The organism is Porticoccus sp. Uisw_050_02, from assembly GCF_047729555.1.
Taxonomy (GTDB): domain Bacteria; phylum Pseudomonadota; class Gammaproteobacteria; order Pseudomonadales; family Porticoccaceae; genus Porticoccus.
Genome location: NZ_CP159825.1, coordinates 861,208 through 880,622, shown reverse-complemented (window position 1 = coordinate 880,622; position 19,415 = coordinate 861,208). Strand labels below are relative to the sequence as shown.

Below are 19,415 nucleotides of genomic sequence, written 5' to 3'. Positions count from 1 at the left end.
AGTTGGCTTTTAGACTCCCTGCTATATAAAAACTTCCAAAGTAGTCTAAAAAGTAGTCTATTTATTTAGGGCACGGGGGCTATATTCCGTTTCCTTGTTATTAATAGTACCCACCCCCATACAAAATAGGTGAAATTGAAAACCACTTTACTTGAGAGTACTCTGTAAAATAGAAGTTATTAACAATAGAGTAAGAGTTTGAGGTTTTTAGTGTGAGTTTCAATAAATTATGCCCTTTATTGCTTTTTTTAATGTTGTCTATCGCTTGGACATCTCAAGTACAAGCAACTTGTGACAGAACTGGTGCTGACGGACTCAATGATAACGGTGTAATTGCTAATGGTAGCGGTCAATTTAGTTACATTGTTACAAATAATGGTCAGACCAATCAAGTTAGTTGCGAAGAAGATCCTGATGAATATGGCCTAACATTTTTTAAACTTGCTATTTGTAAATCGAACCCGATTTCTGGAGATTATTCAACTTGCGCCGATCTGGGTGATGCTGATTTATCAGCAGGATTAGATCACACGATAGCGCCACCTGCTAAAACAGTTTTGAACACAGGATCTATTGATGTCCCTGCAGGCGATTACAATTATATGGTTGCGATTATTTCTAATAAAATTTCGATTACGCATACTCAACAGTTTGCAAATGATTTGATGGGTAGAACGGGTCTAGGAAAAACTTGCTGGACAGTTAGTAAAATCATAGCAAACACTGGGACCTTAGGAAGCGCAGGCTATGTTCATGATCTATATGGAAGCTTGTCAAATACTAATACCCGCCTCGGGATGTCATGGGAGTGTGGTGATGCTGGTAATGAAAATCCTGCCCCCTCAAATTCAATTATTGCTTCATTTGATGGGTGTGATGCTTCGTTTTCTGCGACTAGTGAAGGGACAACATCAAATGGCACTGTTGGTGGAAGGTTACTGAAGGCTGATAATACCGATGCAACCGATTGTGAAAATGCAAGTCGTATCAGGTGGGTGATTAATTATTCATCACCGCTAATTGTTAAATCGACTTCAACCTTTGATTTATCTTTTAAGACTACCAATGCTTTTGAAATTTCGCTTGGTGATCTTGCTGCAGCTATAGGTTTTGCGGTAAAACCATCGATAAATCCTCCTGAGGCAATTTTAGTAACGAAGCACTAAACATTCTTGAATAACAGAATAGGGCGGGGCTACTAAACATATTGCCACTTTTATAAGTACCCACCCCCATACAAAATAGCTGAAATTGAAAACCACTTCACTTGAGCGTACTCTGTAAAAAAGGAAAGGAGATTGCTATGTGGTGTAAATCAACCTTTATCAGATGGATTGGTTTTTATTTTTGGCAAGAGTATGACGTCAGCAACAGAGAGCATCAGTGGAGGCAGAGGCGAAGAGAAGGAAAATCTCCCGCGGACGAAATTGAAAAAGTAGAAGCGGGACTTAGAAGCCAAAGAAGCCAAAGAAATAGATAAAACCTGTCTAGCAGAGAAACAGTTGGACAACTTGAGTTATAGTGTATTTTTATGAGAGTTAGAGCCAAGGATTGTTCTGTCTGTAAGGATGCAAAGGAAGTGCTGTATCGGTGTCGATACCAAGGTTTGAAAGATTAGGCGTTTCACTGTAGGAAGTGTCTGACGGACGTTCAATCCAGATATGAAGAAACGTATCAATATGGTGGAACTTGGAAGAGTAAGAAGAGCTAGATTTGGTAGAAAAAGAATAAGGATTAATACGAAAAGAAAAACTAAAGGATGAGTTAGGCAAATGGTTCTACGCATACTATCGGGGCTTATAGGCTTTACTCTAGCCTATCTTATTGGTGTAAGTGGTTATGTTTTAGAGGTTTTAGGTATTCTTATTGTAATTGGTATTCTTATTGTTTGGTCTGTAAATAAGAGAGGCAGCTAAATCTCGCGAGAGTTTTTTAAGGAGTTTTTATCAGGATGCATTAAAAGTTATCTTGCAGCGATGGCAGCCAGAAGAAAAATTTGATGAGTTTTTTAATCCATAAGCCTTTAGCACATTCCAAGAAGCTCCTCTCATGCCACCCAATCATTTAAAAGCTGAAATTGAAAATCACTCCGCTTGAGCGTGCTCTGTAAAAACAGGAATAGGATTAAATTAACTTCAATAAGGACATAAATTATGGAAGGTCATGGATTAGGAATATCAATTATTGTGGTTTGGACAGTAATCTATTATTTTTTACTAAGCAGGTTATATACAAATAAACCGAACAATAAATCAATAAAATAATAATTAAGAAATGAAAACTCTAATAACCATACTCTCTTTCATCACCCCTATCGTCTCCAAGTTGAACTAAGACTATGTGTGACTTGGTGCAACGTGATGCCGTTTACTATAAGAAATTCTCTGACGTTCCCTTTTCTGGAAAGGTAACTGGGTCATTCAACGGTTCAATAACGAATGGTAAGAGAGAAGGTGCGTGGATTTGTTACTACGCTGGCGGTCAGTTACATTACAAAGGTAACTACAAGAACGGTAAGATGGAAGGTGAGTGGATTACTTACCACCGTAAAGGTCAGTTAAATTCCAAAGGTAATTATAAGAATGGTAAGAGAGAAGGTGCATGGGTTGAATTCCATGATGATGGTCAGTTAAAGTGCAAAAGTAACCATAAGAATGGCAAGAGAGAAGGTGCGTGGATTTGTTACTATGACAATGGTCAGTTATTTTTAAAAGGTAATTATAAGAATGGTAAGAGAGAAGGTGAGTGGGTTGAATTCCATGATGATGGTCAGTTAGGTAACAAAGGTAACTATAAGAACGGAGTGAAGATTAGTGACTGACAGAATATGAGATGGGATGTAAAAAAAGAATTCACACCCAACTGGTGATTAGCAGAAGTACTAAATCGATGTCAGGCGGGTGGAATTTCAATTGGGACAAGCTTGCAACGCTTTCTGAAATTAAACCTCTTCAAAATCGAATGTTAGGGATGCGCTTTTAGTTTCGATAGCAAATTTATATTATTCTCTTAAAAATCTAAAAACTACTCATCAAAATAGCCCTATCAACCCATTTATTTTAATTACTGAACCCTTTAACCTTTAATTTTGATTTTTCAATTTCGTTCAAACTGTGTATGTTCAAACCGATTAGCTTTGGTTGTAAGTTCAAAATACAAATAATGCGTATAAGTTAATCAGTATATTTTGAAGTAGTAAATTGGAGTACACTTATCTCGTTGTTTAAATTCAATTTATTATTGTCGAATAAATATATACAGTAAATTAAACTCAGAGCAAGTCTTTATAAATTTTACGCAACATGATGAGCGTAGAGATACAGATTTTTTATCAACATTTCCCGAAATGGAAGACTGGTGGAACATTTGAAAGGAAGCAAAGGTAACGATATGAGAAACTGGTTTGCAGTGTCAATGACAAAGTTTTTCCGTTTCATGGCAGACACATTCTTTGCCAAACGTTATGGACATAGAGCAATAGTGTTAGAAACTATAGCAGGTGTACCAGGCATGGTTGCTGGCATGTGGTTACACATGAAAAGTTTACGCAAAATGAAAACAGGATATGGTCCAGATATTAGAGAAATGTTAGCAGAAGCAGAAAACGAGCGAATGCATTTAATGTTTTTCATAGAAATAGTACAACCAAATTTATTTGAAAGACTGTTAGTTTTATTTGCACAATTAATTTTTATGATATTTTATACAATACTTTACATAGTAAGTTATAAAACAGCACACAGAATGATCGGATGCTTTGAAGAAGAAGCAGTAAAGAGTTATACAGATTATTTGGGTATGGTAGAACAAGGTGAAGTAGAAAACGTGCCTGCACCTAGTCTAGCAATTGAATATTACAAAATGAAAAAGAATGCAAGGTTATCAGATCTTATAAAATGTGTAAGAGCAGATGAACAACATCATAGCGAAATTAATCACAAATATGCAGATGGTGATACTTCTTATAATAGAAAATGGACGTAGAAAAGATTGTGTATGCTCTCTAAAAAAGAGTTATTACCGTTTTATTTGAAGTATAGGCAAATGACTTATTGCATTCTACGCAATTGACATAAGTTGCCTTGATATTTCCTCCAATAGGGCTATTCATGTTGCTCAACCTCCGGGCGCCATCCTAAGTTTTTCCCTAGTCCAAACCTGTCCATATGGTCCTTTAGTAGACTTAGCTTTTTGTATTAAAAAAATCAAATCTTTATACCTCAAAATCAAACTAAGCCATAATTCGCGAAAATTTACTGAAGGCACATAAAACAATGAAACTAAGTAAAATATTATTGCTCCTTTTAACTGCTTCATCTGCAAGTTTAGCTCTAGCAGGCGGAGGAAGTTATGATGACCCAAGCATCTCACCTGCTGCTACTCCAACAGCTGCTCTAGCTAATTCAACTTCACAAAAAGAAATGAAATTAAGTGATGGCTTTAAGGGTTTTTATATCACAGTCAAAGGCGGTGTCTCAGAATCAAGGGATGCAGGAGAGATGCATGGCGATGCTGGCGGTGGTGAATATGATATTAAGGATAGCAACTTAGGTACTGGACATGTTTTTGGGTTAAGTGTAGGTAAACGTATAAACAATAACTTTAGGCTTGAGTTAGAGTTCTCACAAAGAGATGAGTTAGAATACGATGCCAAATTCACTAGCGAACCCTCGGTTTCAAAAGGGGTAAGAGATAAAGCAGACATAGATACAAAAAGTGTATTTATTAATGGTTTTTATGATTTTGAATCCTTTGTCATCAGTAATACATCAGTAACACCTTATTTAGGTGGAGGTATTGGTATTTCAAGAAATGAATTGGGTACAGTTACTGAAACATCGACTGGTGGTACTGTTTTTATTGATGGAGACAAACTATCACAGTTCGCTTACAAATTTGCAGCAGGAACATTGGTAAGTCTAACAAAAAAGTTATCTATTGATATTAGTTACCAGTATGTTGATTTAGGTAGATTCAAGTCAGGTAAAAACCTTTCCAATAATGGAGTACGGAGTGCCCTAACTAAAGAACATAACGGCGGTGAAATCAAAACCCAAGAACTGATGATTGGCTTACAATACAAATTTTAATTAGCTTGCCTACGAAAGAATAATGGTTAATACGAAATGAAAAAACTCCTCACACCATTACTGCTGTTACTCTTTGTAGTCAATGCTGCTGCTACTGATTTTCCAGATGTTATCAATACAAATGAAGTCTGATCCACAGAAAATTTCAGCAGTCCCCACAAATATAATTACTGGTTTTTTAGGTGTGGGAAAGACCTCAGCTATATTTCATATCCTTAAGTCTAAACCCGTGAATGAACATTGGGCGGTTTTGGTAAACGAATTTGGCGAGATCGGTGTAGATGGCAGCTTATTTGAAGGTCAGTATAGTGAAAAGCAAGGTGTATTTATTCGTGAAGTGCCCGGAGGATGTATGTGCTGCGCCGCAGGGTTGCCGATGCAAATTGCACTCAACCAATTGCTTGCACGTGCTAGGCCGGATCGCTTGTTGATTGAGCCTACTGGGCTTGGGCATCCCAAGGAAGTGTTGCAAGTGCTTTCGGCGGAGTACTACCGGGGAATTCTTGATTTACAGAAAATATTGACCTTGGTTGATGCTCGCAAACTCTCAGATGAACGCTATACCCAGCACCAAACGTTTAATCAACAAATTGCCATTGCAGATATTATTGTCGGTAACAAACTGGACTTATATCAGGGCGAAGACAAGATAAAACTTGAGCGCTATGTGAAGCAATATGGAGCTGCTGAAGCTCAAACGATATTTACGAAATATGGCGAAATAGCACCTAATCATTTAAAAGGAAAAACGGCGGCGACAGTCAGGGGCCATCTTCACAGTTCGGCTGAAGCAAAACCTTTATTATCCGAAGCTCCAATTCCCGAATGCGGTTATATTAAAGCCATCAATGAAGGTGAAGGTTTTCATAGTATCGGTTGGCGATTTTCACCAAGCCGTGTGTTTGATTATGAAGAATTATATTTGTTTCTGAGTGGCATAAGCGCCGAAAGAATGAAAGCTGTGTTTATTACTGAAAGAGGTGTAGTTGGCTACAATCTAACCTCTGATACCTTGACAGAAATTGAACTGGATGACTGCATAGAAAGTCGTGTTGAAATTATTTCTGATAATGTTAATGATAAATGGGAAGCACAGCTCATGGGCTGCGTTCGCTCCGATGCTTAAAACCGCAACTAAAAAACGTTAATATCTTACTCTGAACCGATACCTTTTCATATGGTCCTTTCCTTGTGTTACTTTACTAATTATGAGGTGATGTGTATTAGATGGTTAGATAATCTTTACGACCTTGCCATGATTTTTACACTCAAGATCAAATACACAGTTTTTGGTGCGATGTTCAAGCATATCATTCACCTTCAGTAAGCAAGGATGAGTAGACCTATGAAAAATCGACTGCCCCAAGAAACCTCCCCAACCATCACGACGCTCGACGATCTTGCAAAGTTGGCAAACTACTCGCTGATGGATACGCTCAACTGCGATCCTGACGCAAAAGCAGACGGAGTCGATCATGCGCCACGACAAGTTTTTACGGGCCACTATGTCCCCATCAATCCCGCGCCAATCAAAGACCCCGAGTACGTCGTTCACAGCAAAAATTTTTTCCGCGAACTTGGCTTCGCCGACAGCATGGCTCAGTCGGCCGACTTCGTCCGCATGTTCTCCGGCGACATCTCGCACGTTCCGAAGCCGATGCGCAAGGTGGGTTGGGCGTGTGGGTACGCATTGTCCATCTTCGGTACCGAATACATACAACAGTGCCCGTTCCAAACCGGCAACGGATACGGCGACGGTCGCGCAGTTTCCGTGCTTGAGGCCGTCATCAACAGTCGACGCTGGGAAATGCAGCTAAAAGGTGGAGGCCGGACGCCATACTGCCGCGGTGCCGATGGTCGCGCCGTCCTGCGCTCAAGTGTTCGGGAGTTCTTAGCGCAGGAGCACATGCATGCGCTCGGTGTGCCAACGTCGCGATCTCTGAGTTTATACGTTTCAAAAACGGAGAAGGTGAAGCGGCCGTGGTATTCGGAGAGCTCGCGCTCGCAGGATCCCGATATGCTTATATCAGAGGCAGTCGCCATTTCGACGCGCGTCGCACCGTCGTTCATTCGGGTAGGTCAACTCGAGCTCTTCGGTCGCCGTGCGCGCAAGAAAGAACACCCGAAAGCGATGGAAGAGCTTGAACAGATTGTGTTGCATTTGATCGATCGTGAGTACGCTGACGTCATCGATAAGAAACTAAACACTGCCGAAAAACTGGTGTTACTCGCGCGTGAGTTCCGCAGTCGCCTGACGTCGCTTGTGGCGAATTGGATCCGCGTCGGCTACTGTCAGGGCAACTTCAACAGTGACAACTGCGCGGTCGGTGGCTTCACGCTCGACTACGGTCCATTCGGATTCTGCGATGTGTTTAACCCGCACTACCAGCCATGGACGGGTGGCGGACATCACTTCGCGTTTCTGAATCAAGCCGTGGCAGCGGAACGCAACTTTCACATGTTTTGTACGGCGTTGTGGCCCTTGCTGGCATCACTGACATCGCATCAGGACTATCTGCGACAGCTTGACGAGATTCGAAGTGGCTTTGCGACAGTGATGCAAGTGCAAATGGAGAAAATGTGGGCTGCCAAACTTGGACTCGGCACTTTTCACGTGGCGTTGTTCAGTGAGCTCGAAACGCTCATGGTGCAAACTCCTGTCGATTACACTCTCTTCTTCCGCGAGCTCTCGATGGTACCCGACGACATTGGGCCACTCAAAAAAAGCTTCTACGATGACTCCGAAGAGATGGATAAGCGCTGGTCAGAGTGGCTCGAAAAATGGAAATCTCTTATAGTCAGCGCCAGTACGACCGACGCGAATACTGCGCAGCCCCCTTCCCGTGACGAGCTTTCTAGGCAGATGAAACTCGTCAACCCAAAATACACTTTGCGAGAATGGTTCGTTGTGCCTGCGTACAGCCAGGCGACTGCGGGGAGCTACTCTCTAATTCGAGAGCTGCAGGAAGTCATGACGCAGCCCTACGCCGAGCAGTCGAAGGAGGTGGAGGAGAAATACTATAGGCCCAAACCGTCTGAGTTCTTTGAAATCGGGGGATTATCGTATATGAGCTGCTCGTCATGATTTTTCGAAAACTGATTGGCCAGCTTGCGGCCTACGTGTGCCAAAACCGAACCGGTGATGAGCGCAAAGGCACTCTTTGAGTACTTCACAGTATGACAAATATTAACTTATACAAGGAATATAATAATGGCACTACGTATTGGCGACACAGCACCCAATTTCACCATTGCAACAACAGCTGGTGAAATTAACTTTCATGATTGGGCAAAAGGTAAATGGGTTTTTTTCTTTAGTCACCCAGCAGATTACACCCCTGTTTGTACGACAGAAATGGGTAGAACAGCCCAACTAGCACCAGAATTTGAAGCACGTAATTGTGCACCACTAGGTCTTTCGACAGATACTGTTGAAGAACATTTAGGCTGGACTAAAGATGTGAATGCAACGCAAAACACATCACTTAAATTCCCGATTATTGCTGATGTCGATAGAAAAATTGCAGAGCTTTATGACATGATTCATCCATCAGAAAGCAGTACAGCGACAGTACGCTCTATCTTTATTATCGATCCAGAACACAAAATTCGTTTAACGATGACTTATCCAATGGCAGTGGGTCGTAATTTTGATGAAATCTTACGTGTCATCGATGCACTTCAAATTGGTGACAAACATGGCATTGCGACACCAGTAGAATGGCAGGCAGGCGACAAAGTCATCATTCCACCGACAGTTAGCAATGCTGATGCGTCGCAGAAGTTTCCACAAGGTTTTGATGAAATTCTGCCGTACTTACGTTATGTAGACGTGTCTAAATAACGAAGAGTAAGCCAAAAAAACAGAGGCAAGGTTAGAGCCGCGAGCACTACTGGCTGTTCCGCCCGGCATCTCTATAATTGGCCAAGGCCACACTTTTTTAGGCGCTTGTTCTGGTTGCGTGGGACCTGGTGCTGTGATTTGTGAATTGTAGTTTTTTATGATTTCTTGGTTATGGTGTATTTTCATGAGAGTTAGAACTAAAGATTGTTCTGTCTGCAAGGATGCAAAGGAGATACTGTATCGGTGTCGATACCAAGGTTTGAAAGATTGGGTGTTTCATTGCAGGAAGTGCCTGACCGACGTTAAATCAAGGCATAAAGAAGCGTATCAATATGGTGGAACTTGGAAGAGTGAGAAGAAGTAATCCTATAAGCCGCTTCTAATATAGATGCCCACTTATAGACTGATTTTATATTTTGGGTGATTGGGCTGGGCGTACGTCGTCAAAACCTTTTGGACATATTTTAAAATAAGTGCGCTGTGAATCGTATTTATTGAAAGATTGGGGCTTTTTAAATGATAATAGCAATTAGGCCGTATCTATTAATTAAAATTTATGTATTAAATTAGCAAAACATCGAGGAAGAAAATAATGGGCATTGTATTTGAATATTTATTAACCACGCAAACACTTGTATTGGTTTTAATTGTAATTGGACTTAAAAGCTCAATTAAATTCGTTCCGCAAAATCGTGCTTATGTGATCGAACGTTTTGGTAAATATCAGTCCACAAAAGAAGCTGGATTAAATTTTATCCTGCCCTTTATTGATCGCATTTCTGCTGATCGTTCTCTTAAAGAAAAAGCCGTCGACGTGCCGGAGCAAAGCGCTATTACGAAAGATAATATTTCCTTGTCTGTAGACGGCGTACTTTATTTTCGTGTGCTTGATCCATATAAAGCGACTTATGGCATAGATGATTATGTGTTTGCTGTAACTCAGCTGGCTCAAACTACGATGCGTTCTGAGCTGGGTAAAATGGAGCTTGATAAAACGTTTGAAGAGCGCGACATATTAAACACCAATATTGTAGCTGCGATTAATGAGGCTGCAGGTCCATGGGGTATTCAAGTACTTCGTTATGAAATAAAAGACATTGTGCCGCCTCAGTCAGTTATGGAAGCCATGGAAGCACAGATGAAAGCCGAGCGGGTGAAACGTGCCCAAATACTGGAGTCAGAAGGTGATAGACAATCAGCTATTAACCGAGCTGAGGGTGCAAAAGCATCGGTAGTGCTAGCAGCCGAAGCAGAAAGGGAGGAGCAGGTTTTACGTGCAGAAGGTGAGGCTAAGGCGATTGTGGCTGTTGCATCAGCTCAAGCAGAATCTCTTAGACAAGTGGGTCAAGCAGCGGCAACTGAAGAGGGTCAGAAGGCAGTACAACTTGATTTGGCGACCAAAGCAATTGAAGCTAAACTTGCTATAGCGAAAGAGTCTTCAGTAGTTTTATTGCCCGATAACGGTACTGATGCGGCCAGCATGGTTACTCAAGCAATGACGATTATAAGCACGCTTAATAAGAATGTTGCGAGCTAAAAAATGAATTGGATCAGCAGTAATTTGTCTGAAAGTTTGATTATAGCTGGCTTGGCATTGCTTGTTATCGAAGTTGTGGTTTTGGGTTTCTCAACCTTCGTTTTGTTTTTTGTTGGTCTTGCAGCGGTGGCAGCAGGGGTGCTTATGATCGTTGGTGTTGTCCCCGATTCAATGCTCAGTGCATTATCCAGCGTGGGAGTATTAACAGCCTTATCGGCCATGCTTTTGTGGCGCCCGTTAAAGTCCATGCAAGGTAACGTTGAAAGTAAGAAAGTTACGAATGATTTAGTTGGACATAGTTTTATTTTAAATGACGCTGTGTCTATGACCAAAAACCCTACATACCGTTATTCAGGTATCGATTGGAATCTTAGCAGCCAACAAGAATTGTCAGCAGGCACCCTAGTTGAAGTGACCGGGGTTGCTGTTGGGAAATTCATCGTTCAAGAAAAAGCATCATAGGCCTTTATTTTTCTTCCAACACCATTGCTAGTCAGCTAAAAAATAGCGTTAGGCGGAGTATCTGCAAAGTAAAATTAATGTCCATTATGTTATCTTCTATTCTTTATCAATTAAAAGAATTTATTCCAGAGCCCCAAGTCAAAATCATCAAGTTTTGTTTCTTTTTTCGCCGCTTTTTTCCACCTGAAAAAGTCATAGAATTGTCCATAAAATATTAATATTTTGAACTTAGATGCTAACCTAAACATTACTAAAACAGGCTGCTACCCTTTTTTTATTTTTTATGTGAAACATAAGGTGTGGTTTTCAGGAATCGGGATTACCACCTGCTCTTGAGCTGTCCTATACTGTAGCAGTACTATATCGATTATATGCCGATGCAATTGAGCACGATAATAACAAGAGGATAGTATCCATGAAAAAAATCAAAGCTGTGGTCTATGGTGTTGGGACAATGAACTCGATCATTACCCGTATGTTGCTCGACAAGGGAGTCGAGATTATTGGAGCTATTTCCCGTAGCCCGGCAAAAGTCGGCAAGGATTTAGGGGAGCTCACCGACCTCGGGCGCCAATTGGGAGTTGCCGTAAGCAATGATGCAGCAGAGGTGTTGAGTCGTGGGGCCGATATCGCAGTCATTGCTGTCAACAGCTATATGTCCGATGCACAGGAGCAGCTTCGCCTATGTGCTGAGCACGGCGTCAATGCGGTGACACTGTCTGAAGAAGCACTGTACCCGTGGAAGACTTCGCCGGAAATTACTGCGGAACTCGATGAGATCGCCAAACGCACCGGTGTGACTTTGACGGGTTCCGGCCATCAAGATAGCTATTGGCTCAATATGGTAAGTATGCTGATGGGTACGACTCATCATATAAACAACGTGCTGGGGCAGGCTAGCTGGAATGTCGATGATTATGGTCCCGAATTGGCTCGCGAGCAACAGGTTGGAACCACTACGGAGCAGTTCAGCACCTGGCTGGAGTCCGCTTCACGTCCACCCACCTTTGGTCGTAACGTGTTGGATGCACTAGTGGCAGATACTGGGCTGACGCCTATATCGGTTACGACGACGTCGCAGCCGGTATTAGCGATTGAACCTCTACCAGTCGCCTCGTTGGGAATCACGGTTGCCGTTGGCGATGTTCTTGGTTTTACCGATATCGATGAAATTAAAACTAGTGAAGGGCCGAGTTTTGTATTCGAAATGACCGGTTGTGTGTATCGGCTTGATCAGACTGACATGAACCACTGGAAAATAGCGGGGGAGCCCGACGTTGAGCTGTCCAATGGGGCTGTCCCCACTGCAATGACCACCTGCACCCAGCTGGTCAATAGGATTCCCGATGTGATTAACGCCCAGCCCGGTTTTATCACTGCCGAGAAATTACCCCGGCTGCGCTATCGGGCATTCAGCTTGGAAACCTACTTATCCTGACAGGGTTGGCTGGGGGTCGGAAGATATGAGTTTTTATTGACGGAGGCCACAAAACGATGACTACTGAATCCTCAACAAAAAAAGAAATACTCAAGCTGGAGGCTACAAAAGAAGCCCTGCTCAGTGAAGATGACATCCTCTGGGATGAAGTTAATGCCGCTGAAAGGGACTTAGTTTACTTAAGGCGAGCTCTGGAAGCCAGCCAAAAAGGATAAGGGTTAAAAGATGAAAAAACCGCTAGAGACTATAACTTTTTCTAATGGCGATAAGTACATTGGTGAGCTAAAGGATGGCTATATCAATGGTCAGGGCACTTTACATTTAGCTAATAGTGCTTTTTATAAGGGTGGGTTTAAGAAAGGAAAATTTCACGGTGAGGGAATTTTAAATAGCCCTAGTATTGGCGAGTACGTAGGCCAGTTTAAGGAGGGTCATGCATGCGGCGAGGGAGTAATGACTTATCATATTGGGCATACATATTCAGGTCAGTGGAGCAACGATAGAAAGCATGGAGAGGGAATCTATACAGATAATGCTGGTGCTGTATATGAAGGCCAATGGAGAAATGACAAGAAGCATGGAGAAGGAACCTTAGCTTTTGACGATGGTAATAAATATTCTGGTAGCTGGGTGGATGGGAAAAAACAAGGAAAGGGCTCATACAGCTATCCTGATGGTTCAAGCTATGTCGGAGAATTCTTTGATGGCGAATATCATGGATGTGGTGTCTATACTTATCCTGGTGGTGGTAATTATGCTGGTGAGTATGAATTTGGTAAGGCTAATGGGCGGGGTATGCTGACCAAGCCTGGTATTGGAAAATATGTCGGTGAATTCATGAATGATAAAGAGCATGGGAAAGGTATTTTTACCGATATAAATGACAAAGAGTATGCATGTGAATGGAGAGATGGAAAAAAGACAGAAAAAGAATTATGAACCAGCAAGCTTCCACTCGACCTGAGTCAGCCATCAGCTTATTTTCGGTTAAATATACGCTCATCTATATTTTCTTGGTGCCATTTATCAATTGGACCTTCACTTGGGCTGTGATTTGGGAGGTTTTACCGGGCTGGGCCTTTAACCCGGTGACTATTGTGACTGGCCTAGTTCTGGTGTTTCGTGATTTCTCGCAACGTGAAATCGGCCATAAAGTCCTTATCGCTATGTTTGTTGGCTTATGTCTCACCTATTGGACAACTGGAACTGATTTAGCCTTAGCCAGTGGACTGGCTTTCATTATTGCTGAGCTGGTCGACTGGATGCTCTATACGTTCTCAAAGTTGCGTCTGTCATCACGAGTTTTGCTATCATCAGCTTTGGCCGCGCCGATTGATACCAGTGTGTTTTTGTTTATGGCGCAAGCTATGGTGCCTGGAATATTCACGGTGCCAAACATAACGATGTCTGTCATGGGTAAGTTGGTAGGTGCATTTATTGTGTTTTTGATGTTACGTAGCCGTAAACTCTAACTAACAAAAGAAATAAGGATTACAGACACTAAAAATTTTAGTGTCTAATAAAAACAAGCACTTACAAGGGGCGTGAAATTTTTATGTAAACAGAAAACCTAATATGGGCAAGTTAAGCCAATGCGACATACGGAATAGCCACACAGCTAGAAAATCCCTAAAGGTCTTTATCGGTAACCGCCCCATATGAAGCCGAGTTTACTGTTTTAGCGAATTTTGCAAGAACACCCCGAGTATATCTTGGGTTTGGTTTCTCCCATTTTTTTAACCGATTCTCAATTTCTTTCTGAGATATGGCTATAGCCAGTTCTTTAGTAACTGCATCAATCGTAATTTCGTCACCATCTTCTACAATCGCCAAAGGACCACCTTCATAAGCTTCTGGTGTAATGTGCCCAACTACAAATCCATGGCTACCCCCTGAAAAACGACCATCAGTTATCAGCGCTACATCTTCTCCCAAACCTTTGCCCACTATTGCAGAAGTTGGACTTAACATTTCCCTCATGCCAGGACCACCTTTCGGACCTTCATATCGAATCACTACCACATCGTTTTTAACTACAGTACCGTCTAGTATGCCTTTTAGGCTGTCCTCTTCAGAGTGAAAGACGCGTGCTTTCCCAGTAAACTTTAATCCTTCCTTGCCGGTGATTTTTGCTATTGCACCTTCTGGTGCCAAGTTGCCGCGTAGAACGACTAAGTGGCTGTCTTTTTTAATAGGATTATCTAAAGAGCGTATGATTTCCTGGCCTTCTGGATAAGCTTGAACATTAGCTAAGTTTTCTGCTACAGTTTTACCAGTTACCGTTAGGCAATCACCATGTAGATGGCCTGCATCCAGGAGCATTTTCATCAGAGGCTGCAAGCCACCAATTGCAATTAACTCAGACATTAAGAAACGACCACTTGGCTTCAAGTCAGCTAACATAGGTGTCTCACTGCCAATTCGAGTAAAATCCTCGAGCTGTAAATCTACGCCAATGGTATGCGCCATTGCCAGCAAATGGAGCACAGCATTAGTAGAGCCTCCAAGAGTAATAACTATTTTAATAGCATTCTCAAAAGCTTTTTTAGTCATAATATCCGAAGGTTTTATATCATTTTTAACTAATTCAACAACCGCAGCTCCTGCTCGGTTGCAATCATTTAGCTTTACATCGGATATAGCTTCTTGAGCTGAGCTATTTGGCAGGCTCATTCCTAAAGCTTCAATGGCTGACGCCATGGTGTTTGCAGTATACATTCCACCACAAGAGCCTGGGCCAGGAATAGCAGTTTCTTCAATATTTTTAAGTTGTATGTCGGAAACAGTGCCTTTTGCATGCCCACCAACAGCTTCAAACACGGAGACTATGTCAGTTCGATTTTTACCAGGCTGAATAGTACCACCGTAAACAAAGACAGAAGGCCGATTCAATCGTGCCATGCCCATTAAACAACCAGGCATATTTTTATCGCAACCACCAATAGCTACAATGCCATCATGCCCCATGCAGCCAGATACTGTTTCAATCGAGTCAGCAATAACCTCACGTGATACTAATGAGTACTTCATACCTTCAGTACCCATAGAAATACCATCTGAAATCGTAATTGTATTGTAGATAACACTTTTGCCTCCAACGACCTCTACGCCTTTGCCAACCTCTTCGGCCAATGTGTTGATATGCATATTACAAGGCGTGACCATACTCCAGGTGGAAGCAACTCCAATTTGAGGTTTTTTAAAGTCAGCATCACTAAATCCTACTGCGCGTAACATGGACCGGCTAGGGGCTTTTTCAGCGCCATCTACGACGATGGAGGAATGTTTACGATTTTTTGTATTGCTCATTATTTGATCCTTACTTTATTGGAGTAGCTAAGCCGCATTATAGAAAGAATCCAGCACTCTGTCAGGGTTCTCTAAGCAAACATATTTATTTGGAGCTTTTGTTTCCTTCCAGCTTGGTATCTGGTTTTTTTAGCGAGCTCATGTAAATCTAATTGATGTCACCATAAAGGTATTTTAGCATGCCTCTGTATAAACCTATTCTCCAACAGTAATTCCTGTCACTAGGTGCAATGCAATGTTTCAGTAGCGTTTTTGCGCTCAGAAGCTTAAGGTAAATCAGTAATCATATGCTGATGGAGACACAAATGGAGCACGCGCAAGTTTTACAAATACTAGAAGGCGACTCCTCCCAAGTCTTAGTTCCAGATTGGGGAAAACCGAAGCAATTAAATTATTGGCCGCATCAATTTTAACTTTGGTTATCCCAACATTAGTCGCTTCCTGGTTAGGGTTGACACAGATCCTTTGGATAATTCCACTAGTTGTTGGGTATGGATTATATTTAGGTTTAACGAACGAAGTTGTTTTTTATGCTGACAATAAAGATGTTTGGAATATAGCTGGAATGGGTGTAGCACCGATAGTCGTATTATTGATAGCTGGAAGTTTCATGCCAAATGACAGTAGTTCATTTGTAGCAGGCATAGTTGAACTTATAATGCTTGCTGGCATGGCGGCATCAGCGGCATGGTTTGGTATAAAAAGTTGCAATGCAACTGTGCTAATGAACACAGGAGTCGATTTTCTTAAATTGGTCGCAGTATCTGTATCTAAAGTAATCTTGGTATTTGTATTTGCATTTTTAATGATTAGTAGTTTAAGTAAAGCACTTAAGGGTGACAATCCAGGTGATCTTGAAAAGGGCTTAATAATTTTCGCTATTGTCGGTTCTATCGGGGCTTGGTTGCGCCCAAAGATAATAAATACACAGAAAGTGTTTGAGAAAAGAGGAATGGTTTTCTGAAAGGAACCTAAATTTCCGCCCTTTTTTTAAATTCGAGGACTGTTGCATTAATACAATATCTTGGCAGCCCATTGGGGCCATCAGGGAACATATGCCCTAAATGTATGTCTGAAACAGCTGATCTTATTTCTATCCTGCTCATCCCAAAACTATTGTCTATTTTAGAATAGACTGCGCCACTTATTGGCTTTGTGAATGACAGCCATCCACTAGAAGAATTAAACCTATCCTGTGTATCAAATAACGGAGCCCCGCTAATTTTATCAACAAATATTCCATCAGGAGTATTTTTAAAAATACTATATTCTTTGCAAAATCTTCCATCAGTCGCATCCTCAAAAGCTACTTTATATGCATCAGAGTTGCCAAGCTTGAAATAGCCGAGAGCTTGATAGAATTCTTTCGATGACATGTAGCCTTGATGGCCAAAGACCTCCTTACCATTCTGTAAGAAAATAATAGTTGGCGTGGCCCATGTGGGCGAATTAATGTTTAAACCATCCAGTTGACTGGCTAACCTCAGGGTTATAGGTATATCTCCCAGGTAATGCTTGATCGTTTCAGACTTGAATTTTTCACAGTAAGGGCAATAGCCTCGAGGCTCGATAATGACTATGTGCTTGCCCTTTTTCAAACCATGATTATCTGGCATTTCTAGTTTGCTGTTAATATTAAATTTGACTCCTGTGGAGTGATCAGGGCAGTATCCGTTTGGATTTTTTGCAATATAGTCTTGATGATGCGCTTCAGCGGCATAAAATGTTTTTAGTGATTTGACTTGTGTCACGATTGTTCCGAAACCTGATTCGAAAAGGAGCTTCTGGTATTCCAGAAGAACTTCCTCTGCAGTCATTTTTTGTGCCTTACTGGAATAGAGAATTAGTGATCTATATTGGGTTCCTACATCGTTTCCCTGTCTATTTAGTTGTGTGGGGTCATGAGATTCAAAATAATGCTTCAAAAGCATTTTGGTTGAAATGATGTTGGTGTTGTAGGTAATCTCAACAGCCTCGGCATGATTGTCAGGATTGAACTTATTTTCTAATTTCGTAATCTCTGTATAGGCAGGCTTAACGTTTATGCCGTCGGAGTAACCTGATACTGCGCTCATTACACCTTGTAGTGATTCGTAACCCTTTTCGGCCCCCCAAAAACAACCCGAGCCTAAAACTATTCTTTCGACGTGGGAAGTCGATAGCACTTCGTCGTTGGCAGCTAAGGAACCAGCGGCAAAAACCAATAGTAAAAATAAAATTTTCTTTATTTTAAAAGAACTATTTTCCATTTCAAAAAACCGTATTAATTAAATTAACGTGAAGAATCTTATACTATCTTTGCATGTATTTATTAATATAATTATTATAAATTTTTATTCCCTCCAATTCTCACTCATCATAGAGATAACTATTACTAAGGACATTTCTTATGAATATTGAAACTCAAGCGATTCATGCTGGATTTCAGGATGATCCAACAACCCGTGCGGTCGCTGTACCTATATACCAAACCACATCATATAGTTTTCGTGACACCCAGCATGGTGCAAATCTTTTTAATTTAACTGAGCCTGGAAATATTTATACACGCATGATGAACCCAACCACTGACGTACTCGAACAGCGTATGGCTGAATTAGAGGGTGGTATTGGTGCGCTGGCACTGGCATCTGGCATGGCGGCAATCACAGCAGCCATCCAAACCGTTGCGCGTGCTGGAGATAATATTATCAGCGTTAGTCAGCTGTACGGAGGTACTTACAATTTTTTTGCGCATTCTCTGCCTAATCAGGGGATTGAGGCACGCATGGCTTCAGGTGATGATATAAATGCGCTGGAAGCCTTAATTGATGACGATACCAAAGCACTTTTCTGTGAGTCTATAGGTAATCCTGCAGGTAACATCGTTGATATTCAGGCATTATCAGATATGGCGCATAAGCATGGTATCCCCGTCATTGTCGACAATACAGTCGCAACACCTATTTATTGTCGTCCATTTGAACAGGGTGCAGATATTGTTGTTCATTCCTTAACTAAATATATTGGAGGGCACGGCACATCTGTGGGTGGCATTATTATTGATTCAGGTAATTTCCCATGGAAAGACCACCCTCGTTTTTCTGTGTTTAATCAGCCGGATCCGTCCTATCATGGGATCATATATGCCGATGCAATGGCCGAAGCTGCATTTATTGGCCGTGCTCGTGTTGTGCCGCTACGCAATATGGGTGCTGCAATTTCGCCCTTTAATTCATTTTTAATCTTGCAGGGTCTAGAAACCCTTGCTTTACGCATGCAACGACACACTGAAAATGCCCTAAAAGTTGCCGAGTATTTGTCTGTACATAGCTTGGTTGACTGGGTAAATTATGCAGGCCTAAAAAACGATAAGTATTATCAGCTTTCCCAGAAGGTTGTTTCTGGGAAACCATCAGGAATCTTAAGTTTTGGCATTAAAGGTGGAGAGATTGCTGGCGCGAAATTTATCGATAAGTTGCAGCTTATCAAGCGTTTAGTAAATATTGGTGACGCTAAATCTTTGGCATGCCATCCTGCAAGTACAACTCATCGCCAGCTGAACGATGATGAGCTAAAGTCTGCAGGAGCTAGTCGTGAAATGGTTCGAATTTCTGTAGGTATTGAGCATGCTGACGATATTATTGCTGACATAGAGCAAGCTCTCGGAAATAACGTGTGACAACAGATTGGAAATGAAAAAAGAATATTAAGTTAGAACTTAGAGATTGATTTGGGGTCTTTCGTTAGTGGTTC

20 protein-coding genes are annotated in these 19,415 nt (G+C 41.5%); 17 read left to right on the top strand and 3 right to left on the bottom strand.

Annotated features, from left to right (window positions below; translation table 11 throughout):
• Positions 1 to 212 precede the first annotated feature (212 nt).
• Positions 213 to 1,166: a hypothetical protein gene (locus tag ABXT41_RS04220; protein ID WP_415390279.1), complete on the top strand. Its 954-nt coding sequence runs from the start codon at positions 213 to 215 to the stop codon at positions 1,164 to 1,166.
• A gap of 137 nt (positions 1,167 to 1,303) precedes the next feature.
• Positions 1,304 to 1,480, top strand: a complete 177-nt coding sequence (locus tag ABXT41_RS04215) for a hypothetical protein (RefSeq protein WP_415390278.1) — start codon at positions 1,304 to 1,306, stop codon at positions 1,478 to 1,480.
• Positions 1,481 to 1,538: 58 nt separating this feature from the next.
• Here the strand turns inward: ABXT41_RS04215 and ABXT41_RS04210 are convergent, their stop codons facing one another.
• Complete coding sequence (locus ABXT41_RS04210; protein WP_415390277.1) at positions 1,539 to 1,772, bottom strand: hypothetical protein; 234 nt, start codon at positions 1,770 to 1,772, stop codon at positions 1,539 to 1,541.
• On the opposite strand from ABXT41_RS04210, the gene ABXT41_RS04205 reads away from it, so the two are divergent.
• The 13 genes from ABXT41_RS04205 to ABXT41_RS04145 all read left to right on the top strand — a co-directional run bounded on the left by ABXT41_RS04205 (position 1,773) and on the right by ABXT41_RS04145 (position 13,843).
• Positions 1,773 to 1,916: a hypothetical protein gene (locus ABXT41_RS04205; protein ID WP_415390276.1), complete on the top strand. Its 144-nt coding sequence runs from the start codon at positions 1,773 to 1,775 to the stop codon at positions 1,914 to 1,916.
• A gap of 422 nt (positions 1,917 to 2,338) precedes the next feature.
• Positions 2,339 to 2,821: a toxin-antitoxin system YwqK family antitoxin gene (locus ABXT41_RS04200; protein WP_415390275.1), complete on the top strand. Its 483-nt coding sequence runs from the start codon at positions 2,339 to 2,341 to the stop codon at positions 2,819 to 2,821.
• A 536-nt stretch (positions 2,822 to 3,357) separates the two neighbouring features.
• Complete coding sequence (locus ABXT41_RS04195) at positions 3,358 to 3,984, top strand: alternative oxidase (RefSeq protein WP_415390274.1); 627 nt, start codon at positions 3,358 to 3,360, stop codon at positions 3,982 to 3,984.
• Positions 3,985 to 4,274: 290 nt separating this feature from the next.
• Entirely contained in the window at positions 4,275 to 5,090 is an 816-nt protein-coding gene (locus ABXT41_RS04190) for an outer membrane protein (RefSeq protein ID WP_415390273.1), read from the top strand.
• 121 nt (positions 5,091 to 5,211) lie between these two features.
• Positions 5,212 to 6,216, top strand: coding sequence for a CobW family GTP-binding protein (locus tag ABXT41_RS04185; protein WP_415390272.1), 1,005 nt, complete (start codon positions 5,212 to 5,214; stop codon positions 6,214 to 6,216).
• 219 nt (positions 6,217 to 6,435) lie between these two features.
• Complete coding sequence (locus tag ABXT41_RS04180; protein WP_415390271.1) at positions 6,436 to 8,175, top strand: protein adenylyltransferase SelO; 1,740 nt, start codon at positions 6,436 to 6,438, stop codon at positions 8,173 to 8,175.
• Positions 8,176 to 8,301: 126 nt separating this feature from the next.
• Positions 8,302 to 8,934 (top strand): peroxiredoxin, encoded by a 633-nt coding sequence (locus tag ABXT41_RS04175; RefSeq protein WP_415390270.1) that lies wholly within the window; start codon positions 8,302 to 8,304, stop codon positions 8,932 to 8,934.
• A gap of 592 nt (positions 8,935 to 9,526) precedes the next feature.
• Complete coding sequence (locus ABXT41_RS04170) at positions 9,527 to 10,471, top strand: SPFH domain-containing protein (RefSeq protein WP_415390269.1); 945 nt, start codon at positions 9,527 to 9,529, stop codon at positions 10,469 to 10,471.
• A gap of 3 nt (positions 10,472 to 10,474) precedes the next feature.
• The gene (locus ABXT41_RS04165; protein ID WP_415390268.1) at positions 10,475 to 10,933 is read left to right on the top strand and encodes an NfeD family protein; all 459 of its coding nucleotides are present in this window, start codon (positions 10,475 to 10,477) and stop codon (positions 10,931 to 10,933) included.
• Positions 10,934 to 11,348: 415 nt separating this feature from the next.
• Positions 11,349 to 12,371, top strand: coding sequence for a hypothetical protein (locus ABXT41_RS04160; protein WP_415390267.1), 1,023 nt, complete (start codon positions 11,349 to 11,351; stop codon positions 12,369 to 12,371).
• A gap of 56 nt (positions 12,372 to 12,427) precedes the next feature.
• Entirely contained in the window at positions 12,428 to 12,586 is a 159-nt protein-coding gene (locus ABXT41_RS04155) for a hypothetical protein (RefSeq protein ID WP_415390266.1), read from the top strand.
• Positions 12,587 to 12,596: 10 nt separating this feature from the next.
• Positions 12,597 to 13,310 (top strand): MORN repeat-containing protein, encoded by a 714-nt coding sequence (locus tag ABXT41_RS04150; protein WP_415390265.1) that lies wholly within the window; start codon positions 12,597 to 12,599, stop codon positions 13,308 to 13,310.
• Positions 13,307 to 13,843: a hypothetical protein gene (locus tag ABXT41_RS04145; RefSeq protein ID WP_415390264.1), complete on the top strand. Its 537-nt coding sequence runs from the start codon at positions 13,307 to 13,309 to the stop codon at positions 13,841 to 13,843. The genes ABXT41_RS04150 and ABXT41_RS04145 overlap by 4 nt, the downstream gene beginning before the upstream one ends.
• A 157-nt stretch (positions 13,844 to 14,000) precedes the next feature.
• Here ABXT41_RS04145 and ilvD read toward each other — a convergent pair whose 3' ends face one another.
• On the bottom strand, positions 14,001 to 15,680 hold the full coding sequence (gene ilvD / locus ABXT41_RS04140) for a dihydroxy-acid dehydratase (RefSeq protein WP_415390263.1): 1,680 nt from the start codon (positions 15,678 to 15,680) through the stop codon (positions 14,001 to 14,003).
• A gap of 367 nt (positions 15,681 to 16,047) precedes the next feature.
• Here ilvD and ABXT41_RS04135 point away from each other — a divergent pair, with 367 nt between their 5' ends.
• Positions 16,048 to 16,644, top strand: coding sequence for a hypothetical protein (locus tag ABXT41_RS04135; protein WP_415390262.1), 597 nt, complete (start codon positions 16,048 to 16,050; stop codon positions 16,642 to 16,644).
• A gap of 7 nt (positions 16,645 to 16,651) precedes the next feature.
• Here ABXT41_RS04135 and msrA read toward each other — a convergent pair whose 3' ends face one another.
• Complete coding sequence (gene msrA, locus ABXT41_RS04130) at positions 16,652 to 17,929, bottom strand: peptide-methionine (S)-S-oxide reductase MsrA (protein WP_415390261.1); 1,278 nt, start codon at positions 17,927 to 17,929, stop codon at positions 16,652 to 16,654.
• A gap of 140 nt (positions 17,930 to 18,069) precedes the next feature.
• Here msrA and ABXT41_RS04125 point away from each other — a divergent pair, with 140 nt between their 5' ends.
• Positions 18,070 to 19,341, top strand: a complete 1,272-nt coding sequence (locus tag ABXT41_RS04125; RefSeq protein WP_415390260.1) for an O-acetylhomoserine aminocarboxypropyltransferase/cysteine synthase family protein — start codon at positions 18,070 to 18,072, stop codon at positions 19,339 to 19,341.
• Positions 19,342 to 19,415: the final 74 nt, after the last annotated feature.